This is a genomic window from Nostoc sp. (assembly GCF_036917355.1).
Taxonomy (GTDB): Bacteria; Cyanobacteriota; Cyanobacteriia; order Cyanobacteriales; family Nostocaceae; genus Nostoc.
Genome location: NZ_JBALDP010000064.1, coordinates 1 through 26,094 on the forward strand (window position 1 = coordinate 1; position 26,094 = coordinate 26,094).

A 26,094-nucleotide genomic window follows, 5' to 3' on the forward strand; every position below is an offset into this window, starting at 1 on the left:
GACCAACTTACATTTGAGCAGGTAATTTCTGTCTCTTCTTACAACTTTATCCTGGAAGCTTTATTCTATGCAGCTTCATATTAAATTGGTATTATCTATTGAATTTACAGTGTTTTGTGCAACTGCGTCAGAAGTAGATATTAAATTTTCTTGTGATGTTGTTATTTCCTCTGGTGTTGCATTTTCAGGAAATAACTCTACTACTTTTGATTTGTTAGTTTTAACCTCGTGTTTTTGCTGGGCTTTTTTACGGCGTTCTCTGCGTCTCTCCTTACGAGTTGTTTCTACATCCTCAAAAACAGACAATCGTTCGTTTAAAATAGAGGAATTATCTACTTGTTTACCTTCATCGCGCAATTTTTTCTTAATATGGTTCAATTCAGCCAGAGACATTCTTGCTCGTTTACAATCTCTAGCTTGTATAACACCTATAAAATTTCCTGGTTCACCGTTAATAGGGCGAGTATAAGCAAGAACTGTTGTAATATTACGCTTGTCATATCTTAAAGAAACTTGCTTACCTTCATAATTTAACAAGCAGTCTCCTTGATATACCCAACCAAGAAAGTTTACGGAACCATGTTTTTCTACATTGCGTATCGCAATTTTCATTAAACAAATATCTAGTTCACGTTCATCGATAAGTTCAGGTTCTTCTAATAAAAAACTGGATTTCCATCGCACAATACGTTTTTGATTAATCCTTGGATAATCATGACGATTGTAGTGGTCTACAAAATATTTCACCAATTTTTTTTCTAATTGATCAAGCGTCAGACAGGCAGTTCTTTCAGCTTCGGGAGGGCGTTCTTCAACACTTGAACCAGTATATCCACCAAAGAAAGACAAAATTTCTTTATTAATCTTGTCAAAAATAGATTCAATTAAACCACCTGCCTGTGGAAAAGCACGCAATCGTCGTATAAAACCTAACTGTAGCGAAATTTGTTTTAAATGTTCTGACTTAAATTCCTTTGCACGGTCTGTCATTATATATTCAGGAATTCCACAAACCTGCCATGTTTGTTCGAGTTCGTACTCTGCTCCATAGTGCTTTGGTAAAATTGCATGACGCAGAGCCAAAGCAACTTCATGTGAGCCAGCAGGTTCAAAACCTAAATGAAAACCTGCGATACAGCCAGAATAACTATCCATTACTAACGTTATGTATGCACGACCAATAACTTGTTTAAATTCTTCGTCAACCAACAAGATATCTAATCTCGTATGGTCTATTTGCCAAATTTGGTTGCTTTCTGTGATTTCTAAAATACCTTCAGTTGTTTGAAGAATTTTTCCTTCTATGGGTGATCCAGGATGACGTACTGTCTTATTTTTCTCTTCTAAATAACAATTTATTACCTTATAAACAGTGACATGAGAAGGATGCCGCCCTGCTATTAAATCTTCCCTCACTTGAGAGTATCCCTTAAATTTTTCATCATATTTCTTGTGTTGTAATTCCTCTCCTTTAGAAGCTAAAGATTTTAAATAGACAAAAATCTGATTGTGATTAATCCGAGAACCTTCTGTATTACCCCATTCATGAACGCTCACAATAAAATCATGCCAATACTTGGAAATACGATATTCTCCCTTATCCTTGCGCCCAACAGCTAGATTTGCAACTCCTATCTGTTCAACTTTTGCTATCATGCGTTTAATGGTTCGAGTGCTTTTACCCAGAGCTTTCGCTGCATCTGCGATCGCATCCCTGCGAGCATTTTTATTTGATGCTTGCACAATGGCATAAATTACATCGACTTTTTGCTGAAACTCTGGCGAATCATCATTAAACAGTAGATATGGCTTTCCCTCTAGCTGCTCTCCACCCTGCTCGGTAGCAAGAACTTCTCCATGATCGGGGAGATTAGCGCCTTGACTCAAAGAACGCGTAGACATACACTTGACCCGTCTTCCAAGAAAAATGACATCATTTACTTTAAAAATTTATCAGAAAAATGACATCATTTACTTTAAAACTGGCTAGAGAATAATAAAAGTATAAATGTAGCTCAAATACTTGTGTGGTAAGGCTTTGAGCTTGTTATACAGATATCGTAAAAATGGACATTAATTCTTTAAAAGTGACAATAATTATTTAATGGACATGTCCTGTAGAGCGACAAATTATTTGTCCGTGGCGACACAATATTTGTCAAAATATTTAGATCGACAAATTATTTGTCATTACAATTTTGCGCTGCTTAACTCACTACTTCAACTGTTGTACGATCGCAGCACTCCTTTCAACCCTCCTAATAACTTAGTTGTACTTTTTAACCATTTTCAAATCTGGTTAGTACGAGTACATAGTTTCTATTGCTTATTTTTTCGATCTACTCCTAGCCGGTGTAGAGCGACAAATTATTTGACCACAGCGACAAATTATTTGTCGCTCTACAACACCCTAGAAATTCGTGAAGCTCCACTTAACCGCTACATCGCTATTTTAAGCCGTCAGATTGATCTACCACATCAAGATCCAGGCGATCGCTTTATTGCAGCTACAACAGTTTACCACCAGTTGACCTTAGCCACAGTCGATACCAATCTCACAGGTACTTCTTGGTTACAAACATTAAGCTAGACAGAAAATTCCCTGAAAATTGTCACACTCTTCCATACAAGCTCGGAAACTGGGAGAGTTTTTTCATGTTAAATCTAGTTTATTTATAGAGTAATAACTAAACTCGTAGTTCGTACTTGGGCTTTAGCCTAGCTAAAGCCCCAAAACTTGTTAAGATGCTAGTAATTCTGGCTGAGGCATTAAACTTTGGAGAGTATGGCGCAACTGAGCGATCGCTTGGACTTGATAATCACCAGTTTCCTGGAATTGATCCAAAGATTCTGCAATTCCTTGCAGCTTTTGCCGTAATCCATCTAGAGAATCTTGAATTGGTTGTAGTGCTTCTTGATAAAGATTCACTCGACCAGATAATTCAGCAGTTGTTCTTCGTAGGGATAGCAAGTTTTCCTCGATCGCTTTCAGTTCTTGGCGCTTTTCATCTAGATCGTGAGTTTGATTGTCAATCATTCCCTGATTTAGTTCAACACCAGAACGAATCTGCTCAATTTCACGTTCCAGCTTTTGGATTTCCTGTGAATATTGTTGTCGCTGGGTTTCAATTTGTAACAGAATCGGTTCTAAATTAATTTTGTTGTTATTTTCTTCTTCTTCAGTAACAGTATGTCCTTGCCGCCGTAGTAATACAGCTTGGTGTTGCTTGAGAAACTTCTGGTGCTGTAGCATATTGCGGCGTTGTCCCACCAAACTGGAATTTAGCATCTGATAAAGGTCTTTTTCATCAGTTAGTTCTAGTTCCAAGTTGATGTGGTCATGGTCAGATGCTTGATTTAATTTAGTTTGGAGTTCTTCTATCGCTTCTTGTTTATATTTCAGTTCTTGTTCTTGATCGTGAACAAAGCTAGCGTCGATTTCTAACTTATGCTGCAAGTCTTGGACTATCTTTTGTAGTTCTTCTAAAGGCATTTTATCCAAAGCCTCCACATCAGCTTGCTTGCCAAGAACTACATCACCAGATGTTGCCGCTAAAGAGTGCATCTGTTGATATAACTCTTCGGCATTTCGTAACTGCTCTTTGACGAGCCGAGCATACTCTTGCTTACTGCTCAGGTCTGCTGTATTTATTTGTAATTGGGCTGTTTGCTGAACTAGAGAATTTTGTGCTTCTTGCAATGCATTTTGGCGATCGCTAAAAGTTTGTGATAAACGCTCAACTTCTTCTTGCTGTTGTGCGATCGCACTTTTATGCTCTTCCAGTTTTTGCCAATGCGGGGTAAGAGTCGCTTGCTGCTTTTCGACCAATTCAAAGGCTAGATGCAGGTGTTCTCTAACTTTTTCCGTAGGATTACCACGACTAGACAAGCGATCGAGTAACTCACTCATTACTCGACTTTGCTCCTCATCCAAAACCGTCCCTTGTTGAAAATCCGCTTGGCGTTCTTCCAGGCGACGCTGCTCACCCCGTAAATGCTCCCAAGCGCCTTCCAACTCTTGGCGGTTGCGCTCAATTTCTCCTTGTAATCGTTCAATTTCCTGGCGGGAGGTGTCAACTTCCTGTTTTTGCTCCTCTAAATGTTGTACCTCATCCTCCAATTGCTGCAACTGTTCTGCTCGTACCTCCATGTCCATTTCACGGCGATTCAACTCTTGCGCCTGAAATGTGAGTGACTGTTTCCACTGATCGATCTCATCTTCCTTGAGCTTAAATTTCTCCAACTGGCGGGAAAAATTCTGCAAAATGTTGACAAGTGGACGCCCTGCTTCTTGAATCCGCTGCACTTGACGATTCGGATTCAGTTCAACCAATACCAAAGCACCATCATTTAATTTGCTTGCGTCCTCAGCGGCAATCACCTCTTCCGACACAGTACTCCAATTCTGGTCAGTTCGCTGACAAGCTAGCAGTTTCAGTTCGGTTTTGCCACCGCCACTGAGTAAACCACCTTTCTGTTTTTGTACTTCTGCTAAATACAGCACACCGTTAGTCCTTTATTGATGCACTTAAAGTTCGTGTTTTGAGATATACCTTAAATAATTCTGTTAACTTGTCTCACTGAACCAAGGTTTAGCAGAACAAGACAGACAAAACTATAGACGCAAGATGTTACGTCTTGATACTTATAGAAGCGATCTGGTCGCGCCTTTATATTTTGTACTGATGACAGTGATGATGACTTCCGTGTTAACACTAGCTTTGTCAAAGTGTATTACGAAAGATAAAGGTTTATAGCTTAATGTATTCCTTATGACAATCAGAATAGAGTAAAAATCTTTTCAATACTCCATAATCAATACTTAAAGAATAAGTCATAATTCACGATTTAGAATTCAGCAATACTAAGGAGTACTTTTTAGCTAAATGCAGGGAAATTTAAATGAAATTGATATTTGCAGTATCCTGCAATTGATTGAATTGGGACAGCGAACAGGGCAACTATGGGTGGAAGCTTATAGCTCGCACCATAAGAACAAACTGGGTGGAGATGGAGCAAACATTTATCGCCCGAAACAACAGTCTTGGTTCGTTTTTTTCCTTAATGGTCAAATTATCTATTGCCAAGAAGGCGAGAGTAGTTTATCCAGAATTAGCGATTATTTACGTCATTATCGAGTTGAGATGCGACTCACCGACAAACAAATTGCCACCCTACCACCAACCGACGCGCCAGAGTATGCCTATCTTTGGTCACTCTTGGAGCGGAATATCATTGACCCAAAGATAGCTGGTAGTATCATTTACGGTTTAGTGTATGAAACTCTCTTTGATCTGCTGAGTTTACGCCAAGGTAACTTCATTTTCCATCAGGGTGCAGCACTTGCCCCGCAATTAAACACTTATGAGATTGCTCCATTGGTGACAAAAATTACTAAGCAGCTGCAACAGTGGAAGCAACTCTATCCACACATTCAGTCTCCAGAGCAATTGCCAGTGCTATCTGACAAAGTTCAGCTACAATCTTCTTTACCAGAAGCAACCGTGAATAAGCTACAACATTGGGCTGATGGTAAAACATCCTTGCGACAATTAGCTCGCCATCTCAACCGAGACATTTTGACAGTCGCGAAGGCAATATATCCTTATGTGCAACAAAGTTGGCTACAACTAGTATATTCAGAGACTAATCATTCAGATACGCACACAGGTAGCGGGGAATTGAAAGAAAAACCGATGGGGCGGATAGTATGTATTGACGATGCGATCGCCATCGGTGAGACTATAAATTCCATCTTACAACCACAAGGTTATGAAGCGATCGCTCTTACCAATCCCTTAGAAGCACTGAGTCTGGTTTTTCAACTCAAACCGGATTTAATTTTATGCGACATTGCCATGTCGGAATTGGAAGGATACGAGGTTTGCGCCATGCTGCGACATTCAACAGCATTTCGGCTCACACCGATTATCATGCTTACTGGGAAAGATGGGTTTATGGATAGAGTCAAAGCTAGGATGGTCGGGGCAACAGATTATTTGACAAAACCGTTTACAGACACTGAGTTACTTATGCTCGTAGAAAAATATATCAACAACCAATGAAAATTGGGCATGGGGCATTAATTATTTTTCCCTCATCTTTCTCACTTATGGAGCATATAAAGAGATCAAAGATTTGTTGATCTACTAAAAGATGAGTTAAAAGATGTTATCACAGAGTCAGTTAACTGAGTGAAACGTCAATCTCCGGGAAAATAGTGAAGACATAAAATTAATTTATACAGTTAATACTTGCGGAGGAATCAGGGAATGTTCCAATTAGGAACGTCTAAATCAGGAGGTAAATAGACACTTATGAGCACAGTTCTGATTGTGGAAGACAGTATAGCGCAAAGGGAGATGATTACAGACCTCCTGAAAGCGACTGGCCTAACAGTTACCCATGCTAGTGATGGATTAGAAGCATTAGAGGCAATTCAAATAGCACCTCCAGATTTAGTGGTATTAGATATTGTCATGCCCCGAATGAACGGCTACGAAGTTTGTCGGCGGTTAAAATCCGATCCAAAAACCCAAAATGTCCCAGTGGTTATGTGTTCTTCCAAAGGCGAAGAATTCGATCGCTATTGGGGCATGAAGCAGGGTGCAGATGCTTACATAGCCAAACCGTTTCAACCAACCGAGTTGGTAGGGACAGTCAAACAACTGCTGCGAGGATAAGGATAAAAACAACATGGTCAGCAAACCGGACTTTTTAAGTGGCGGCGGTCAAGACCACTTTCGACCAGAATTACAAGTAGAAAGTCCTGAAGGTGAGTTACATTTGAGGTTTTACATTCCCTCGCATCAGGAGTTTGCACTACAAGCAACTGGCATCCGAGAGGTAATTGAACTAAGTCCTGATAGAATCACCCCGATTCCTAATGCTTCTCCTTTACTTTTGGGTACTCTAAATTTACGAGGTCGAGTTATTTGGGTGGCCGACTTGGGTCAATTTCTGGGGGAAGCAGGTGCATTAAACACGGATAGAGCTGAAATTTCGGTGATTGCCATTGAAGAGCAAGACACAATAGTAGGTTTAGCAGTAGAGGAAATCGGTGGTATGGATTGGCTGGATGTCCAGAATCTCATGCCACCAGCTAGTGTTCCAGATACGATGGCTCCCTTTTTACGTGGAGAGTGGTCATTAAGTGCTAAAAATAATCAGTGTCTACGACTGCTCGATCAAATGGCAATTGTACGAAGTGCTAGGTGGGCAGGATGAAATTGGAGGAGGAAATGGCAGCAAGTATTGATAATTACGAGCCAACATATCAACAGGCGATGACCGCCTATGTTCAAAGAAATTATGAGGTTGCGGCCACTTTAGTTGACCAAGTGGTGCAAAATTTACCAGATGACCCCAATACTCATTTGTTGAGGGGTCACATCTACTATGTTTTACAGCACTATGATGTAGCAAAAGAAGAATATCAACAGGTGTTAGGCTTGACTAACGATCGAGAAATTGTTGGTTTTGCCAAGAATGGAATTGACAATATCAATCAATATTTAGAGTCATTTAGTGGGCAGATCGATCCATTAGAAAGTCAAGAGGAAATAAACTCTTCAGAGATATCCGATCCACTGGCATATAGCGAACCAGAATTAGAAGACTTAAGTGCTAATCAGGAGTTTGACAGTGACAACCTTGATTTGAACTTTTTTGGAGAGCATCAAGAAAGTATGAATGGTGTTGAAGATACATCTTCAAAAAGTCCATTCGATCTGCCCACAGAAGATAGTATTGGAACAGAAAAAATCTCAGATTCTTCTATCGCTTTCGGTGATGATCCTTTTGCCATGAATGAAGAGTCACAGGAAGAAGAGTCAAATAAAAACTGGGAGGATAACACAGAATTAGAGTTGCCTGCTTTTTGGCAGGAAAGTATCTCAGAAGATATTTCTGAAGAATCATTAGCAAATAGTCAATTCTCAGATAATGGGATAAATTCTCCTTACGGAAATTCAACTATTGACAATAATAACTCTTCATCTTCTAACTCACAAACTAGTAATAACGAGAATAATTTCCCTGATTTGTTGAGTGAACCAAAGTCTCCAGATCAGACTATGGAAAATTTAGAATATAAAAAATCTAGTTTTGGAGACGAAACTTTACTGATTGTTTCAGAAGAACTAAGCAATGATTTGCCAAAAACAAATAACTTGGAAAATGGCAGTCAAAATAACTTGTCTGAAACCGAATCCCATAGTTGGTTAACACCAAAACAAGTAGAGGTTGAATCAGCTTTTCAGCAGAATTTACCTGAGAATACATCATCTTTTAATAGTAATTTAACTCAAAAAGAAAAGCAGTTTAAATCAGGTGAATTCATCGGTAAAAATACCTTCGATGACGATGAAAATTTTGATATGGAAGCATTTGAGTCTGCCTTTGGCTCAGAGAGTTTAAACTCTTATGAAGACTCAAGTAATATACTAAATGGAGAAAATTCTAAGAGCAATATCGAGTTTTTAGATGACTTTGAGGAATTTGATGATTTAGGCAATATTCCAGGGTTTGACCTGATCGAAGGAGATTCTAACTTCGGTAATGTCGCAATGCATTCTGCTCCATCAGAAACTAGTGACACTGGACGCCCGCACGTAGCAGAGGCTTTTGCAAGTAATTCAGCCGATCGCGAGGAGGAACTGTTCTCAATGACTGGTTCCCATGAAGCCGTTCCAGTCTTTAGCCAAACAGATATCTCGAAACTAGAACCCAACGTCAGCATCGAGCAGGGATGGTTAGCACCATTAGAAAATGCCTCCATTGAACGGAAACAATGGCTAATTGCTGGAAGTGTGGGTATTGTCTCGGCGCTGGTTGTAGCCACAGTTAGTTTTGTCGCTACCACATTTTCGCCACCCCAACAACGAGAATCAGTACGAAACACAGGGTGGGCAATGTCACTAGCTGCTGGGATTGCAGGTTTTGCTACCGCAGGCTTCATGGGAAATCTAGCGCTTAAACAAATTCGGCGCACAACTGATGACCTCCAAGCTCAGTTTGAGGCTGTACGTCAAGGAAATCTGAATGCTCAAGCCACGGTGTTTTCCGAAGATGAATTGGGGCATTTATCCACTGGCTTTAATGAAATGGCGCGGGTAATTTTCACAACCACAAGTGAAGCCCAACGCAAAGCCGATGAACAAGAGGAAGCCAAAGAAAACCTGCAACGTCAGGTGATTCGTTTGTTGGATGATGTGGAAGGAGCTGCTAGAGGCGATTTAACAGTCCAAGCGGAAGTGACAGCTGACGTACTGGGAGCCGTAGCTGACGCCTTTAACCTAACAATTCAAAACCTGCGGGATATTGTCCAACAGGTAAAAGTGGCGGCGAAGGATGTAACAAAAGGTGCAACCAACTCCGAAACCTTTGCGAGAGCCTTATCTAGTGATGCTTTGCGGCAAGCAGAAGAGTTGGCAGTAACGTTGAATTCTGTACAGGTGATGACCGACTCGATTCAGCGGGTAGCAGAGGCGGCGCGGGAAGCCGAAACCGTTGCTCGTGATGCTAGTACGATCGCTCTCAAAGGTGGCGAAGCAGTAGAAAATACCGTGGCGGGGATTTTAGAAATTCGAGAAACCGTTGCCGAAACCACTCGCAAAGTGAAGCGGTTGGCGGAATCTTCCCAAGAAATTTCTAAAATTGTGGCGTTGATTTCTCAAATTGCTTCCAGAACAAACTTACTGGCACTCAATGCTAGTATTGAGGCGGCAAGAGCCGGAGAAGCTGGACGCGGGTTTGCGATCGTTGCAGATGAAGTGCGCCAGCTAGCAGATAAATCTGCTAAATCACTGAAGGAAATTGAACAAATTGTGATGCAAATCCAAAGCGAAACAGGCTCTGTAATGACCGCGATGGAAGAAGGCACACAACAAGTAATTAAAGGGACAAAATTGGCAGAAGATGCCAAGCGATCGCTCGAAAACATTATTCAAGTGGCGAATCGCATCGATATTCTTGTGCGATCTATTACTAGTGACACTGTGGAACAAACGGAAACCTCCCGCGCCGTTGCTCATGTAATGCAATCAGTAGAACTGACCGCCCAAGAAACTTCCCAAGAAGCACAGCGAGTTTCAGGTGCCTTACAACACTTAGTAGGTGTATCCCGTGACTTGATCGCCTCCGTTGAACGTTTCCGAGTGGAAACTATGGAAACCAGGTAACAAAGTTAGGAGTTAGGAGTGAGGAGTTAGAAATAAAAATCACAACTCACATCTCATAACTCATAACCATAATTCATAACTCATAACTCATAACTCATAACTTTTGCTATGCTGCCGGAACAACAACAGCGGATTTTGGGTTACTTTATCGAAGAAGCCAGGGATCACCTGAATACCATTGAGCAGGGCTTGCTGAATTTAGAGGGTACCCTGAACGACCCGGAAATGATCAGTGAGGTCTTCCGAGCGGCTCACTCCATCAAAGGAGGAGCGGCGATGCTTGGATTGACTAGCATCCAGCATACCTCCCACCGTCTGGAAGATTGTTTCAAAATTCTCAAAGATAATCCGGTTCAGATTGACCAAAAGTTAGAGTCTTTATTTCTTGGTGTCTCTGATACCTTAAAATCCCTGTTAGAGCATTTGAGTGGGCCTTATGGTCTTTCTGAAGATGCAGCTAATACTTTGATGTCAGAAACTGAGCCAGTCTTTCAATGGCTGTATCAGCATCTGGAACTACTTGTAGAACAAGCAAAGAGTGGAGTAGCCAGCAGTTCTGACGCAACAGAACTTACAACCTCTATAGAGAATGTCTCCACACTTACAGAAATTTTCATGCGGCGAGATATTCCCGATCTGGCAGAATACACTCATCAGGAATCTCCAGACTCGGTAGCACCCCAAGAGGCGCTAGACGCTCGCGGACTCGCTAATGCTGCGCTATCGCCAGTCACAGCTAAAGAAAATAATAACTGGAGCGAGTTTCAAGCCCAAGTGCTGCAAACATTGCGGGAAATGTTGCAATTATTTAAGCAAACTACAACACCTTCAACTCGGCAAAACCTCCAGCAATGCTGTCACCAGTTAGTCAAACTTGGTGAAACTTGGAATTTGCCCAACTGGTGTGGTTTGTGTCAAGCAGCAGCCAGTGCGATCGGCAATCCCGAAAATACTTATCTGACTTTAGCTAAAATTGTCATTACCGAAATCAAACAAGCTCAAGAATTAGTTCTGCAAGGTAAAGAAGCCGAAATTGCAATTAGTCAGCAACTAGAAGCACTTTTAAACTTTGCAGAAATTGAGTTATTAGAAATAACCCCTGATTTATTTGATGAACAATCTCCGGTTTTGCCAGAATCAGAGTCAATTCTATCTGGTGACACCAAGGCATTAGCGCAGACAACCGAAGAACATAGCTACCCCAACGTCTTTGACGAACGCTCCTCCCTTCAGTTACAAGGAATACCACTAAACGAAAGTAGAAACACTAGTCTTACTTTCACCACACATGACGAAGCACACCCAATCAGTAACAATCTCGATCCCAATGGCCCAGAGGTAGGAATAGCTGAGTTAAATACCCTTGCCGATTTATTTGACGGTGAGACTCCCGAACTAGATGAAAGCTGGCACCAAGAAGAAACCTTAGATATTGTTAATACCGGTGACTTTGGAATTGATTTAAGCAGCACAGAGGCTGAAGACGCTCATAACGATTTATCTGACTTACTCTCCTTTAATGAGGATATAAGCAACGCGCTACACCCAACAACCACCGCTACAACAGAAGATTTATCCCTGTTATTTGGCGACCATTTCCTAGAAAAAGATAATTCAGAACCGCAAAATCAACAAACATCTGCTACGCCTTTAGAGTTGAGCGATATTAACGAATTTGAGATAAATTTAGACTCATCTTCTTCCGAAATTTTACAAGAATTTATTGATATTTCTAGTGATACAAACCAGACTAATAGCGAGATTGTCGAAAATAGTGTAGTCGAAGATTTCTTAACACTGGGGTTAGATGATGAACTATTGCCAACCAGCAATGTCACTCAACCAGAAACTGAGCCGTTCACCAGTGTGGAACTATCTACTAACCAAGAAAATAATTTTGATAACTTATTCTTAGAAACTAAAAATGCAAATTGGGTAGAAGAAATTACCCCTAGTGACTACATAGAATTACCTCAGCCAACAGACTTGTCTTTGGACAACTTGTTTGCTGAAATGGAAGAACAGCCACAACTATCGACAAGTGAACCAGAAATCAGTGATTTATTTGATACACCTCCAGTAACAGAACCTGAGTTTTCTCAATCAGAAAACGATTTGAGCAACTTCTGGAACCAGGAAACCACAGAGGAAAAGGACGAATTCGATTCCTTAATTGAGCAGAATGTGGAAAGGGCGTTAGATGAAAGTTTGTTTACTGCGGCGGCTGATGACATTTTTGCTGATGATCGGCAATCCATATCTTCTCCTATAGCCAGTTTTGATATAGAACAAGATTTTGATATTAATTTCCAGCATCAAGAACAGCTAGATTTAATATTATCATCAGATTCTGGAGATAATTTATTTGATGAATTAACATCAAATAGCTCAACTATTTCTCCTGTAATCAACGATACCTCCACGACTGAGACTCTTTTGTTCTCACAGCATTCTGGGGAAGAAATTCTCAGTCCACAACAACCAGAATCTTTAGATTTTGTTCCAGAATTTACTAATGGAAGCCCAGATATATCTGCTGTCGATCTAGAAGTTAATTCATTAGGCTCTTTTGATGAGAATCCGCAACTGCTGTTTGAAGATGTCGCAACAAATGAATTGACCTATATTCAGATGGAACCCACAGAAAATACTGTGGACGAACTATCAGAAACTATTAGTTTTGAGGAAAATTCAGATTCAGCATTATCCGAAGCACAGCTAGGCGGTCTGTTCGACTCTGAGGATATTGCGACAAATGAATTGACCTATATTCAGATGAACACCACAGAGAATATTGTGGATGAACTATCAGAAACTATTAGTTTTGGGGAAAATTCAGATTCAGCATTATCCGAAGTACAGCCAGGTGATTTGTTCGGCACTTTCGATGAAAATCCACAACTACTGTTTGAAGATGTCGCAACAAATGAATTGACCTATATTCAGATGGAACCCACAGAAAATACTGTGGACGAACTATCAGAAACTATTAGTTTTGAGGAAAATTCAGATTCAGCATTATCCGAAGCACAGCTAGGCGGTCTGTTCGACTCTGAGGATATTGCGACAAATGAATTGACCTATATTCAGATGAACACCACAGAGAATATTGTGGATGAACTATCAGAAACTATTAGTTTTGGGGAAAATTCAGATTCAGCATTATCCGAAGTACAGCCAGGTGATTTGTTCGGCACTTTCGATGAAAATCCACAACTACTGTTTGAAGATATCGCAACAAATGAATTGACCTATATTCAGATGGAACCCACAGAAAATACTGTGGACGAACTATCAGAAACTATCAGTTTTGGAGAAACTTCAGATTCAGAATCATCCCAAGCACAGCTAGGCGATCTGTTCGACTCCGAAAATGTCGCGACAAATGAATTGACCTATATTCAAATGGACACCACAGATAATACTGTGGACGAACTATCAGAAATCATCAGTTTTGGAGAAACTTCAGATTCAGTCCAGACAAGCCCAGAAGTTTTAGAGACTGAGGAAAATAATAATTTAGAAACTAGCTTTGATCTAAGAGAAAACACAGTTGTTGAAAATAATTTATTGTTTACAGAAAACACTAAAATAGTTGCTCAAGAAGATGAATTTGCAGACTTGGCAGCATTATTAGGAGAAGACGTAGCACCCATTTCCAAAGCTAAGAAGATACCAGAAGTAGATTTTGCTGCCCTGGAAGACTTGCTAAGTACAGATAACAACAGCGATGTCTACGACGGGCTACGCCAACGCCAGCCCTTCAACACTCAACCAGTCTCAGCTAAAAATGCTATTCCATCACCAGCCATCAAAGATGAATTTGGTGATTTAGAGAAATTGCTGGCAGAAGCGAATCAAACAATATCCCATTCTACTGTAGTCAAATCGAACACCAGCCAAGCTACCCGTCCCTCTAGTCGTCGGGCTGCGAGATTTGAAGAAACGATGAAGGTTCCAGTTAAGCAACTGGACGATATGAGTAATTTAGTTGGGGAGTTGGTGGTAAACCGCAATACCTTAGAGCAGGATCATGAACGACTGCGACAGTCATTAGATAACTTGCTAATTCAGGTACAACAACTCTCAGATGTAGGCGCAAGGATGCAGGAGTTGTATGAGCGATCGCTACTGGAAGCGTCTCTATTAGCTGGACGCAAAAAGAAAGACCCCGACGGCTTGCAGTCCCCTGATTCCAATGCCGATCGGGGTTTTAGCGAGCTAGAAATGGATCGTTTTACTCCCTTCCACACACTCTCACAGCAGATGATTGAGCGCATTGTACGAGTGCGTGAGTCAGCTAGTGACATTGATTTTGTTACCGAAGAAACCGAACGAGTCGCCAGGCAGTTCCGCCAAGTAACCACCCAGTTACAAGAGGGATTAACTAGAGCGCGAATGGTGCCTTTTGCTCAAACTATCGATCGCTGGCGGCGAGGAGTGCGCGACAATGCCATCAAGTGTGGCAAACAAGTAGAGTTGGTGATCGAAGGTGGCGATACCTTAATTGACAAGATGATTTTGGATCATCTTACCGATCCGTTGACTCACATGTTGAATAATGCGATCGCTCACGGTATTGAAACGCCAGAAGAGAGGCAAACTGCTGGTAAACCACCTGTAGGAATCATTACTATCCGTGCCTTCCACCAAGGGAACCAAACGATCATTTCTGTAGGCGATGATGGCGCAGGTATCGATTCGGCAAGGGTTAAGGCTAAGGCTGTGAAGATTGGCATGATTACAGAAGCGCAGGCAAAAGCGATGTCTCGTCTGGAAGTCTACGATCTACTGTTCCAGTCTGGTTTTACGATTAAAGACCAAGCCGATGAAATTTCTGGCCGTGGTGTAGGTATGGACGTAGTGCGCTCCGAAATTAGCGAAATTCGGGGAACAGTCAACACCGATTCTGCGATCGGCAAGGGAACCACCTTCACCATTCGTTTACCACTGACTCTAAGTATTTGTAAAGCTCTTTGCTGCGTCTCCGATCGCTCCAGGATCGCCTTCCCAATGGATGGTGTAGAAGATACGCTAGATATTCCAGTCAAAAATATTCAGCATGATGCCAATGGGCAATCATTTATTTCCTGGCGGGATACGGTGCTACCATTCCGACCCCTGAAGGAACTTTTAACCTTCAATCGCCAAATCAGTCGCGGTAATGTCTATGGCGGTACTAGAGATGATGATATGGTTTCTGTGGTTGTGGTGCGATCGGCAAATACCCTGATTGCTCTACAGATTGACTTGGTGTTAAGCGAACAAGAAATTGTAATTAAGCAATTTGAAGGGCCAGCACCTAAACCGATTGGTGTAGCTGGTGCTACAGTCTTGGGTGATGGTCGGATTATGCCCATTGCTGACGTGCTAGAAATAATTGACATCTTCCAGGGACGGATTTCTACACAAGCTGGTGGCAATTCTTGGCAACAGAAACTCACTCCTCCAGATACCTCTCCCGCGAAGATTGACCCGACAGTGTTGATTGTCGATGACTCAATCACAGTCCGAGAATTGCTATCCCTGACATTTAACAAAGCAGGTTATCGCGTAGAACAAGCGCGTGACGGTCAGGAAGCTTGGGATAAACTCCGCTCCGGTCTGCCTTGCGATATCGTATTTTGCGATATTGAAATGCCCCGTTGCGATGGTCTGGAATTACTCTCTCGTATCCAGAAAGACTCTAACCTTAACCACTTACCGATCGCAATGCTTACCTCGCGCGGTGCAGACAAGCACAGACAAATTGCCGCTCAACTCGGTGCTAGTGGCTACTTTACCAAGCCCTATCTCGAAGAAGCTCTACTTGAAGCCGCAGCGCGGATGCTGAAAGGAGAGAAACTCGTTAACTAAATCAACCAAAAGACTTCGATTTTAAGGAAAACTCTACATGCTTCTACCTCGATTAAAGCTGATACTATTTTTTAGTAGTACAATTGTTCTATAAGCAAAAATAGCACGTATTGCCCCGTCAGAAGCCGGGGCTTTCTTTTTGAGAACAATTATGTATACCCCAAGTCTCAATACGTGTTGGGTTTTGGGAAAAGGGGAAGGGAAAAAGGTAAAGAAAAAACCTTTAACCTTTCCCCTTTAACCTTTCCCCTTTAACCTTTCCCCTTTAACCTTTCCCCTTTAACCTTTCCCCTTTAACCTTTCCCCTTTAACCTTTCCCCTTTAACCTTTTCCCTTTAACCTTTTCCCTTTAACCTTTTCCCCAAAACCAATTCTGAGTTCAAAATCCAAAAACCGAGTAGTATTGCCCCAAGTCTTGGGTCTATCTTTGTAGTATGTAAAGAAGCACTTTGACCTAAGACTATGCCTTCTTCTGAAAAATCCCTCACTTATCCAACTAGCCATAAGAGCAATCAAGCTGATAATTACCACGGTACTTTAGTCGCAGATCCTTACCGTTGGTTAGAAGATCCTGACTCCCAAGAAACAAGAACTTGGATTGAGGCACAAAATCAAGTTACTTTTGGCTACCTGAGTGAAATTCCTGCTAGGGAAAAAATTAAACAGCGCCTCACCAAACTTTGGGATTATGAAAAATACGGTATTCCTTTTAAAGAAGGCGAATCTCTGCGAGACGGTTCCACCGAACGCTACTTTTATTTCAAAAATGATGGACTGCAAAATCAAAGTGTTTTTTACACCTTGAAAACCCTCGATGACCAACCCCAAGTTTTACTCGATCCCAATAAACTCTCAGAAGATGGCACTGTTGCTCTTTCGGGATTGTCCATTAGCGAGGATGGTAAACTTTTAGCTTATGGTCTATCTTCCTCCGGTTCTGATTGGCAAGAGTGGAAAGTACGCGATGTTGAAACTGGTGAAGACCTCCAAGACCACCTGAAGTGGATTAAATTTTCTGGCGCATCTTGGACACACGATAATCAAGGTTTTTTCTACAGTCGCTACGATGAACCAAATGAAAAAACTAGATTAGAAGATGTTAACTATTATCAAAAGCTCTACTATCATCAACTAGGTAAACCTCAGTTAGAAGACGTACTAATTTACGATCGTCCCGATCAAAAAGAATGGGGCTTTAGTGGTGGCGTTACTGAAGATGGGCACTATCTAATAATCTCAATTTGGCTAGGTACTGATTCTAAAAATTTGGTTTTTTCCAAAGATTTAACTAACCCAAATGCAGAAGTCATAGAATTAATTAACCAATTTGAGGCAGATTACAGCTTTATAGACAATGATGATAGTGTCTTTTATTTCCGCACAGATTTAAATGCACCAAGGGGAAGAGTTATTGCAATTGACACGAAAAACCCTGCACCAGAAAATTGGCAAGAAATCATTCCCCAATCAGCAGAAACTTTGGAAAGTGTCGGTATACTTAATAATCAGTTTGTTGCTGATTACCTCAAAGATGCTCACAGTCAAATCAAAATTTTTGACCTAAAAGGTGCGTTTATTCGAGAGGTAGAACTACCCGGACTCGGTTCAGCCGGAGGCTTTGGTGGTAAGCGTTATGATACTGAAACTTTTTATAGTTTTACCAGCTTTACCATACCAGGCACTATTTATCGCTACGATATGGTGACAGGAAAAAGTGAGGTTTTCCGTCAACCACAAGTCGATTTTAATCCTGATGATTACGAGACAAAACAAGTTTTTTATCACAGCAAAGATGGTACTAAGGTACCAATGTTTATTACCCACAAAAAGGGCATTAAATTAGATGGAAATAACCCTACTTATCTCTATGCTTATGGTGGTTTTAATGCTTCAATGACACCTGGGTTTTCTGTGAGTTTGTTGGTGTGGATGGAGATGGGTGGTGTTTATGCTATGCCTAATATCCGCGGCGGTGGAGAATACGGCGAAGAATGGCATCAAGCAGGAATCAAGGATAAAAAGCAGAATGTCTTTGATGACTTTATTGGGGCTGCTGAGTGGTTGATTGCTAACAAGTATACTAAGACTGAGAAGCTAGCGATCGCAGGTGGTAGTAACGGCGGTTTATTAGTTGGTGCTTGTATAACGCAACGTCCCGATTTGTTTGGTGCAGCTTTACCAGCAGTCGGTGTCATGGATATGTTGCGGTTCCACAAATTTACCATCGGTTGGGCTTGGACTTCTGAATATGGTTCTGCGGATAATCCAGAAGAGTTTCCAGCGCTGTATGCTTATTCGCCATTACATAACATCAAACCAAATACAGCTTACCCAGCAACCTTAATTACCACAGCCGATCATGACGATCGCGTTGTCCCTGCTCATAGTTTCAAATTTGCCGCGGCTTTGCAAGAGGCTCACGCTGGTGATGCACCAACGCTAATTAGAATTGAGACGAAAGCCGGACATGGTGCGGGTAAACCCACGGCTAAAATTATCGAGGAAGCCGCAGACAAATGGGCTTTTTTGGTACGTGCTTTAGATGTTGAAGTTTAGCAACTTTGTAGGGTGGGCATTGCCCACTCTAGGAGGCTAAACTAACTGAATCAATAATCAATTTACACAAAAAGTTTTCCCCGATATCAGTAGCTCCAACTTACAAGCGCTGTCATTACCCTTACCATAGCTGCGCGATCGCTATCCTCTCTAGACTCAAATAATCTTTCTGCTTGTTGCAGATGCGTAACTGCTTTCTTTCGATGTATACATTTATTCAGATAGTACAACGAAATTCCTAAGTCTTGATGAATGTCTGGCTTGTTAGGATGATGCTCTAACTGTTGCCGCAAAAGCTCTACTTGATTTTCTAGGTATTGCCAAGAAGATTGCCCAGATTGTCGGTTTGCCATAATTTTCATATCAAGCGTTGAAGTAGGTGCTTCCGATTTCTGAGCAAAATAGGGGATATATAAAAACTGTGCAATCGTTTTGGCAATACTTACAGCACTCTCATAGCTACCATCAGACTTTAGATAAAAATGCCAGTAGATTGATGCCAAAATTCATCTCGGATAAAAAGCTATTCCTCCTTCAGAATCACTGACATCTTCTACTTCAATACCTGAAATAATATGACACGGAAACTCAACAGATTTTGTGTGTAAAATTTCAAATCGATTGTGTCTTTCCCAGAGAATATAATTTTTGGGTTTATCAAAGGTATAAGTAGTAATTTCTGTATCTTTAATTATTGTGTATAGACTGATTGTAAGCATTACGCATCCACTTACTACGGCGATGATTCCAGGATAATCAGCACGCTGGAATACCAACCCCAATAAACAGAGAAAAAGACCAAATGGAATCAAAGTTATACTAATGAGTAATACACCCCAAAGCGATTTTTGGAAACGCAAAAGGAGCTGATGCTGGTTTTGTTCAATAATCTTCATGAATTAATTGAGATAGTAGGGCTGGGTTTCCTTCCACTCTCTTATCTGCAATCAGAGGGTGAGTCTCAATCTTAATAGATGAGTTAAAATTAAATCATTACTCTAGGCAAATATTAATTATGAAATGGGAAGAAGTTTGCGAACACAAACAATTACAAGATTTACCCTTCAAAATTGAATTAAATAAATGGGGACAAATTGTAATGAGTCCAGTCAAAATTAAACATTCTTTTTATCAAGGAAGAATCCAACGTTTATTGGAATCTTTATTGAATACAGGAGAAGTAATGCCAGAATGTGCCATCAACACATTAGACGGTGTGAAAGTTGCTGATGTCGTCTGGTGTTCAGAAGAACGATTTTCTCAAATTGAAGATGAAGTATCAGCTTCTATTGCACCAGAAATTTGTGTAGAAGTCAAATCAACTGGTAACACTTTGGAAGAAATGGAATTTAAAAGAAATTTATATTTAGAAGCTCAAGCTATTGAAGTATGGTTATGTAATGAGCAAGGTCAAATTAAATTCTATAATGAGCAAGGGGAATTAGAAGAATCTTTATTAGTTCCTAACTTTCCTAAGCAAATTAAACGGTAATTGTAGAGAATAGAGGAGAGAGCGTAGTTTACCGCCGTAGGCATCGCCTAAATTACTTATTTATAAATGTATCTTAAAAGTATTGATAATCTTTAATAAAGATTTAATAAAAAGAAACTTAATTTAAATTATCATCTATTTCATCAATAACGCAATATTAACCTTGACAAAAAGTTAAGTGATAATGGTGAAGGCAAACAATTATTTACCTTCACCCTCAATACGACTCGGTTAAGATTTTTTAATGAAAATTCTAGATTATTAAAGATGCGATAAATAACCCTCTCTACGAAATAATAATTATTGTAGAGACGGCCATTCATCGCGTCTTGCTTTAACCAAACAGTATTACCACTTTTTCCAATGCGAGCAATAAGTTTAATATCTTTATCCTTCTTGTGCACTTAAAACGCAACAGCTTGGGCTGTACCAGTCAAATGGATTGTCGTATAAGTTTGTCTTTGCCCCTGATTGAATTTAGGAATCACAGAAAAGAGGTTTGTTGTTGTAATTCCCTTAGTTTCTACTGCGGCTGATTTGCTCTTTCCAAGGTTTACACGGGGTAAGATCAAAGTAAATATGGTATTGCCAGTATCTACTGTCCTACGGAGAGTTACAGTTACTAGTGTACCAATTTCTGTTTCTACACGACGTATCTGCTCAGTACCTTGAAAGTTTAATGTCTGTTGCTTATCTTTATAAGTAAAAAGGGGCTTACCAATAAAGCTTGTCGTTGAGTAACTAATGCTGACGTTCTTACCTTGAAACTGGTATAAGTTTGGTACTACTTCTGAGGCATTAGCTGATAATACAGGTATTGCTGTTAACAGCATACCTAATGTGAACGATCCAATTAAGTTTATTGTTTGCATATCTAACAAAGTTTTTGCTAGTTTGACAGAGATACTTACCCGAATAGGATGACAATAGGTATCAAATCAATTTTAAAAGTAGATATTGCCACAATCGTGTAAAATGAAACACATTGCAATGCTTGTTAATCTATTTGCAATAATTTCTAATATTCCGTAAAAGTTTTATCGCTGCACCTGATAACTCTTGGGTAGTTTTAACAAATGCACCCAGATATGCTGTGGGTAAAAAAGCAGTGTAGCAATAAGTTTATACATCATCTGCTGGCACATTTATTTTGAGGGGATTTGATTCCATTTTTGTCTTATTCCCTCCATAACTAGCAACTTGAGTTAGATTTAAATTTTGAAATACCCTTTGGGGTTTTATTTTAAAATTGGAAATTTTACATTGCTTATGAAACGGCGCTCATACATGCTTCTAGGATTTTTCTTCAGCTTTCTTTTAACTATCGTGCCTTTGTCAGGCAATTTCACTAATGCTGCAACACCAACAGCACCTACACCTGTCTCTACTGTCTCATTCACCCAAGGAGTGCAAAAAACGGTATTAGACAACGGTTTAACGGTGCTAACTAAGGAAGTCCATACTGCTCCAGTCGTGAGCGTACAAGTTTGGTATAAAGTTGGTTCACGCAACGAAGATAAAGGAGAGAATGGCATTTCTCACCAGTTAGAACATTTGATGTTCAAAGGTACAACTGAGCGCCCAGTACAGTTTGGACGGTTGTTTAGTGCTTTGGGTAGCCAGTTCAATGCTTTTACTAGTTATGACGAAACAGCTTACTTTGGCACAGTGCAGCGAGACAAATTGGAAGCACTGCTGACACTAGAAGCCGATCGCATGAAAAACTCTTTAATTGGGACTGAACAACTCACCAGTGAAAAGCGGGTGGTGATCTCCGAGTTACAGGGATACGAAAATTCGCCAGGTTATCGCCTGGAGCGGGCAGTGATGCGGGCTGCTTTCCCTAATCGAGCTTATGGTTTATCGGTGGGAGGCACAAAAGCTGATGTAGAGAAATTTACGGTAGAGCAGGTGCGGAATTATTACCAAACCTACTATAGTCCAGAAAATGCCACGTTGGTAATTACTGGGGATTTTGCTACAGAACCTGCACTCAAAGTTGTCCAAGAAACTTTTGGTAAGTTATCGCAACGAGCAAAAAACCAGAGGTTACAGAATGAAGCAGTTGATAATGCAACCAGAGCACTCGATCGTTTCTTAGCATCTAATTCTATCGCTGACGCTTCCCCATCTACCCCTGTTGCAAAAAAAGCACCGATTGTCCTCAAGCAACCTGGAAGTGCAGCACTGTTGCAAGCGGTATATCCTCTGCCAGATATCAAACATCCTGATGTTCCAGCAATTGATTTGATGGATGCGATTCTTACAGGTGGACGTAGTTCTCGACTTTATCAGGCTTTGGTGGAATCTGGACTCGCAAGTTCAGTGAGTGGTGGTGCTGCCGAACTCATCGAACCGGGTTGGTATGAAATTGATGCTACAGCGGCTCCCGGTCAAGAGTTGGGGAAAATTGCCCAGGTACTCCAGGAATCTTTAGCAAAATTGCAACAGCAGCCTGTCACCTCAGAAGAGTTGAAGCGAGCGAAGACTCAACTGCAAGCTTCGTATATTTTGGGAAACCAAGATATCACTAGTCAGGCTAATCAACTGGGATATAACCAAACGATCGCAGGGGATTATCGTTTTATTGAAAGGTATCTGGCTGCGATCGCGAAAGTGACTCCTGCTCAAGTTCAGAAAGCTGCAAAAACTTACCTCAATCCGGCTCAACAAACCATCGGTTTCTTTGAGCCGACTCAACCAGATGGTAAACCAGGAACTTCTAGCGCTGGTTCTGGACGCACGGTGGAAAATTTTAGCCCCGGTAAGCCTGTAGATCCGGCAGAACTGGCGAAATATTTGCCACCTGCCACATCAGAGACAGATTCTAATAAACAATCACTACCAGAAGAGTTTACCTTAGATAATGGTTTGAAGGTTCTGCTGTTGAGCGATCGCAATCTTCCCACTATTAATTTAAGCGGACAAGTTGACGCTGGTGCTGAATTTGATGGCAATCAAAAAGCTGGATTAGCAAATCTAACTGCAAGCAACTTAATGAATGGGACGCAGACTAAAAATGCTCTGACCCTAGCAAAAACCTTAGAAGACCTGGGAGCCGGTTTGAGCTTCAGTGCTAGCCGTGAGGGAGTTAACGTCAGCGGTGAGGGACTTTCAGCAAATTTGCCAATATTGATTCAAACTCTGGCAGATGTGTTAGAAAACGCCACTTTCCCCGCCGATCAGTTGGAACTAAGTCGCCAAAGGGCATTGACAAGTCTGAAAGTCCAACTGGATGACCCTAGAGGTTTGGGAAGGCAAGTATTCCAACAGGCAATTTACCCTGAAAACCATCCATTCCACAGCTTTCCCACAGCCGAGAGTTTAAAGACTATTACTCGTGATGATTTGCTTAGTTTCTACCAGACACACTACCGACCGGATACTACGACAATCGCTTTAGTTGGAGACTTTGATTCAGTTAAGGTAAAAGCTTTGCTAAATGAAGTATTTGGTAAATGGCAAGCCACAGGTAAGCCACCTGTTCTCAAAATGCCAACCGTACCATTTCCGAAAACTTTGACACAACTAAATAAAGTAATTCCCGGTAAAGCTGAGGCTGTCACTTACATCGGCTACAACGGCATCTCTCGGAAAGATCCGCGTTATTATGCGGCATTGGTGCTAAATCAAATTTTGGGTGGTGATACCTTATCAAGCCGCCTGGGTACGGAAGTGCGCGATCGCCAAGGTTTAACCTACGGTATATATAGTGGTTTTGCCGCCGGAATCAATCCTGGGCCGTTCTTGATTCAAATGCAAACTGCTCCTGGAGATGCCCAAAAAGCGATCGCGAGTACTCTCGCTCTACTAAAACAGTTACGCGAGCAAGGAGTAACTGAGGCTGAATTCAACGCAGCAAAACGCTCAATTACCAATAGCTACCCTGTGGATTTAGCTAATCCTAGTGATGTATCAAGTATCATTTTGGATAATGCTGTCTTGGGGCTTTCACGCTCAGAAATCCGAGAGTTTCCCCAGCGGATTCAAGCAGTTACTATGGCTAATATGCAACAGGCAATTGAAGATTTAATTAAGCCAGAAAATCTAGTGATTGTCACTGCCGGGCCTGGAGATAGTGTAACCAAGGGTAGCTAATTATTTCAGATAAATAACAATCCTATCTGATTGGTAAAAATTACAATAACAAAATCCCCGACTTCTTTAAGAAGTCGGGGATTTGATTGTTTACGAATGATTTAGGATGGCTAATATTACTTTTTGCCCCCTGCTCCCCCGGTTACTGAGCGTAGTCGTAAAGCCTGCGGCATAGCTACGCTTAAGGCGCAGCCTCTCGTAGAGAAGTATGCTCCCCTGCTTCCTTCAAATTGAATAAGACACTGGAAAGGACTTTGCATCCTTTGGCTTCACATACACTCGCTGTAGAGGTTCTAACTCTAAATCATTAAAGCGATCGCGTGTTAAATGCGCCATCACCACTTGCCCGTCATCGAAAGTTAATTCCACCTGTATTTCCCAACCCAAATGTATCAACCGGCTTACTGTCGCAGCCGTAGTTGTACCGTTAGCAACCTTTTCTAAAATCACATCTTGCGGGCGCAAAAATACTTCTGGGTGTGGCGTATCAAAGCCGCTGCTTTGAAAAATCTTCGAGGTGCTGGGTAAAACATTCACCGGGCCGATGAAGCTCATTACAAATGCGGTGGCAGGATTATCGTAAATTTCAGATGGTGTCCCTACCTGTTCCACACGCCCTTTATTCATGACCACAACTTCATCGGAGACTTCCATTGCTTCTTCTTGGTCGTGGGTGACAAAAACTGTGGTAACATGAACCTCATCATGGAGGCGGCGTAACCATGCCCGTAAATCTTTGCGAACTTTCGCATCGAGTGCGCCAAAGGGTTCATCTAGCAATAATACTTCAGGTTCTACTGCTAATGCCCTGGCTAAAGCTACCCGTTGTCTTTGACCACCAGAAAGTTGTGATGGATAGCGATCGCCTAGTCCACTCAATTGCACCAATTCGAGTAACTGTTCCACCCGCCCCTTAATTTTTTTTGGCTGTGCCTTACGAATTTCTAAGCCAAAGGCAATATTTTGCTTAACAGTCAGATGCTTGAATAGGGCATAGTGCTGAAATACAAAGCCAATATTTCGCTGTTGCACACTTTGGTATGTAGCGTCCTTACCGGTAAGCAGGATTTTGCCGCTATCTGGCATTTCTAAACCTGAAATTAACCGTAGTAGCGTAGATTTACCCGATCCCGATGGCCCTAGCAAAGCAACTAGCGAACCACTCTTAATTTCTAGGCTGACCTCATCGACTGCCTTGAAACTCCCGAATTGTTTGGAGACGTTCTCAACTACTATACCCACTGCTACTATACCTCTGCAACTAAATCTACAGATCCTTGGTAGGATTACTGTGTCCTACATATACCATATATCGTTATTTATGGATGAACAAGATTTAGCTACCGCAACTGCCACAATCGAGGAAGCTACAGTCAGCCCCACTGCAATCTAGGGAACTATAATCAGCAGTACCACAATCTAGGGAACCACAATCAGGAATCACGGTAGCCATTTCAGCACAATTGCAGCCCAAATCGGCACAATCAAAACAGTTGGTATTGTCGCTACTAATAAACGAGGATTTTTGAGTAACTTTACCAGATGTTTGTCGTTGCTGCGTGTCTGCTTCCTCCTCTGTGGATTCTTCTGAGTTTTCGCTATGGATTCGCAAAATTTGATTGGCTTGCTTGCAAGCTTGAAATCGTTCGCGGGAATTAACAAAAGCTGCTTTTAACCCTTCCTTGGCAACTAACTGCTTGATGTATTGAGAGCAAGATTCGCCGCCATATAGTATTCTGTGGGCACAAGCAAAACCTTTGTGCGGAGAAATATGTTTTTGATATCCATTAATTGCGGCAGTACTAACTTGTCTAGTAAAAGAATCGAATAAGGAAATCTGCATATTGAGGACTGGGGACTAGGTAGGCAATATTCTTCATTCTTCCCAATGCCCAATGCCCAATACCCAAC

At 41.3% G+C, this 26,094-nt stretch carries 16 protein-coding genes; 9 read left to right on the plus strand and 7 right to left on the minus strand.

Annotation, left to right across the window (positions count from 1 at the left end):
• Positions 1-75 precede the first annotated feature (75 nt).
• Positions 76-1,902, minus strand: a complete 1,827-nt coding sequence (locus tag V7K53_RS19890) for a transposase family protein (protein ID WP_335199209.1) — start codon at positions 1,900-1,902, stop codon at positions 76-78.
• 469 nt (positions 1,903-2,371) lie between these two features.
• Between V7K53_RS19890 and V7K53_RS19895 the strand changes: the two genes are divergently transcribed.
• Positions 2,372-2,590, plus strand: a complete 219-nt coding sequence (locus tag V7K53_RS19895) for a hypothetical protein (RefSeq protein ID WP_335199210.1) — start codon at positions 2,372-2,374, stop codon at positions 2,588-2,590.
• A 150-nt stretch (positions 2,591-2,740) separates the two neighbouring features.
• On the opposite strand, the gene hmpF is transcribed toward V7K53_RS19895, so the two are convergent.
• Entirely contained in the window at positions 2,741-4,504 is a 1,764-nt protein-coding gene (hmpF, locus tag V7K53_RS19900) for a pilus motility taxis protein HmpF (RefSeq protein WP_335199211.1), read from the minus strand.
• 382 nt (positions 4,505-4,886) lie between these two features.
• Here hmpF and V7K53_RS19905 point away from each other — a divergent pair, with 382 nt between their 5' ends.
• From V7K53_RS19905 to V7K53_RS19930, 6 genes are all read left to right on the plus strand, one after another.
• Positions 4,887-6,065 (plus strand): response regulator, encoded by a 1,179-nt coding sequence (locus V7K53_RS19905; RefSeq protein WP_335199212.1) that lies wholly within the window; start codon positions 4,887-4,889, stop codon positions 6,063-6,065.
• A 252-nt stretch (positions 6,066-6,317) separates the two neighbouring features.
• Positions 6,318-6,683 (plus strand): response regulator transcription factor, encoded by a 366-nt coding sequence (locus V7K53_RS19910; RefSeq protein ID WP_069073698.1) that lies wholly within the window; start codon positions 6,318-6,320, stop codon positions 6,681-6,683.
• A 13-nt stretch (positions 6,684-6,696) separates the two neighbouring features.
• On the plus strand, positions 6,697-7,227 hold the full coding sequence (locus tag V7K53_RS19915; RefSeq protein ID WP_335199213.1) for a chemotaxis protein CheW: 531 nt from the start codon (positions 6,697-6,699) through the stop codon (positions 7,225-7,227).
• Positions 7,228-7,241: 14 nt separating this feature from the next.
• Positions 7,242-10,181: a methyl-accepting chemotaxis protein gene (locus V7K53_RS19920; protein ID WP_335199495.1), complete on the plus strand. Its 2,940-nt coding sequence runs from the start codon at positions 7,242-7,244 to the stop codon at positions 10,179-10,181.
• A 108-nt stretch (positions 10,182-10,289) separates the two neighbouring features.
• Complete coding sequence (locus V7K53_RS19925; protein ID WP_335199214.1) at positions 10,290-16,037, plus strand: hybrid sensor histidine kinase/response regulator; 5,748 nt, start codon at positions 10,290-10,292, stop codon at positions 16,035-16,037.
• Positions 16,038-16,499: 462 nt separating this feature from the next.
• Positions 16,500-18,593, plus strand: a complete 2,094-nt coding sequence (locus V7K53_RS19930) for a prolyl oligopeptidase family serine peptidase (protein ID WP_335199215.1) — start codon at positions 16,500-16,502, stop codon at positions 18,591-18,593.
• A gap of 86 nt (positions 18,594-18,679) precedes the next feature.
• On the opposite strand, the gene V7K53_RS19935 is transcribed toward V7K53_RS19930, so the two are convergent.
• Complete coding sequence (locus V7K53_RS19935; RefSeq protein WP_335199216.1) at positions 18,680-19,096, minus strand: hypothetical protein; 417 nt, start codon at positions 19,094-19,096, stop codon at positions 18,680-18,682.
• 3 nt (positions 19,097-19,099) lie between these two features.
• On the minus strand, positions 19,100-19,489 hold the full coding sequence (locus V7K53_RS19940) for a hypothetical protein (protein ID WP_335199217.1): 390 nt from the start codon (positions 19,487-19,489) through the stop codon (positions 19,100-19,102).
• Between the two features lie 119 nt (positions 19,490-19,608).
• Here V7K53_RS19940 and V7K53_RS19945 point away from each other — a divergent pair, with 119 nt between their 5' ends.
• Entirely contained in the window at positions 19,609-20,085 is a 477-nt protein-coding gene (locus tag V7K53_RS19945; RefSeq protein WP_335199218.1) for a Uma2 family endonuclease, read from the plus strand.
• 404 nt (positions 20,086-20,489) lie between these two features.
• Here the strand turns inward: V7K53_RS19945 and V7K53_RS19950 are convergent, their stop codons facing one another.
• Positions 20,490-20,957 (minus strand): hypothetical protein, encoded by a 468-nt coding sequence (locus V7K53_RS19950; protein WP_335199219.1) that lies wholly within the window; start codon positions 20,955-20,957, stop codon positions 20,490-20,492.
• A gap of 397 nt (positions 20,958-21,354) precedes the next feature.
• Here V7K53_RS19950 and V7K53_RS19955 point away from each other — a divergent pair, with 397 nt between their 5' ends.
• Positions 21,355-24,183: a M16 family metallopeptidase gene (locus V7K53_RS19955; RefSeq protein WP_335199220.1), complete on the plus strand. Its 2,829-nt coding sequence runs from the start codon at positions 21,355-21,357 to the stop codon at positions 24,181-24,183.
• A 225-nt stretch (positions 24,184-24,408) separates the two neighbouring features.
• On the opposite strand, the gene V7K53_RS19960 is transcribed toward V7K53_RS19955, so the two are convergent.
• Both V7K53_RS19960 and yidD read right to left on the minus strand, forming a co-directional pair.
• Complete coding sequence (locus V7K53_RS19960) at positions 24,409-25,425, minus strand: sulfate/molybdate ABC transporter ATP-binding protein (protein WP_335199221.1); 1,017 nt, start codon at positions 25,423-25,425, stop codon at positions 24,409-24,411.
• 94 nt (positions 25,426-25,519) lie between these two features.
• Positions 25,520-26,026: a membrane protein insertion efficiency factor YidD gene (gene yidD / locus V7K53_RS19965; protein WP_335199222.1), complete on the minus strand. Its 507-nt coding sequence runs from the start codon at positions 26,024-26,026 to the stop codon at positions 25,520-25,522.
• Positions 26,027-26,094: the final 68 nt, after the last annotated feature.

Bases quoted from the DNA above. Each gene is read 5' to 3' on its own strand.
- V7K53_RS19890 (WP_335199209.1), bottom strand. From the start codon at position 1,902: ATGTCTACGCGTTCTTTGAGTCAAGGCGCTAATCTCCCCGATCATGGA.
- V7K53_RS19930 (WP_335199215.1), top strand. From the start codon at position 16,500: ATGCCTTCTTCTGAAAAATCCCTCACTTATCCAACTAGCCATAAGAGC.
- V7K53_RS19955 (WP_335199220.1), top strand. From the start codon at position 21,355: ATGAAACGGCGCTCATACATGCTTCTAGGATTTTTCTTCAGCTTTCTT.
- V7K53_RS19950 (WP_335199219.1), bottom strand. From the start codon at position 20,957: ATGCAAACAATAAACTTAATTGGATCGTTCACATTAGGTATGCTGTTA.
- V7K53_RS19925 (WP_335199214.1), top strand. From the start codon at position 10,290: ATGCTGCCGGAACAACAACAGCGGATTTTGGGTTACTTTATCGAAGAA.
- V7K53_RS19915 (WP_335199213.1), top strand. From the start codon at position 6,697: ATGGTCAGCAAACCGGACTTTTTAAGTGGCGGCGGTCAAGACCACTTT.
- V7K53_RS19905 (WP_335199212.1), top strand. From the start codon at position 4,887: ATGCAGGGAAATTTAAATGAAATTGATATTTGCAGTATCCTGCAATTG.
- V7K53_RS19910 (WP_069073698.1), top strand. From the start codon at position 6,318: ATGAGCACAGTTCTGATTGTGGAAGACAGTATAGCGCAAAGGGAGATG.
- V7K53_RS19945 (WP_335199218.1), top strand. From the start codon at position 19,609: ATGAAATGGGAAGAAGTTTGCGAACACAAACAATTACAAGATTTACCC.
- V7K53_RS19920 (WP_335199495.1), top strand. From the start codon at position 7,242: ATGGCAGCAAGTATTGATAATTACGAGCCAACATATCAACAGGCGATG.
- yidD (WP_335199222.1), bottom strand. From the start codon at position 26,026: ATGCAGATTTCCTTATTCGATTCTTTTACTAGACAAGTTAGTACTGCC.
- V7K53_RS19940 (WP_335199217.1), bottom strand. From the start codon at position 19,489: ATGAAGATTATTGAACAAAACCAGCATCAGCTCCTTTTGCGTTTCCAA.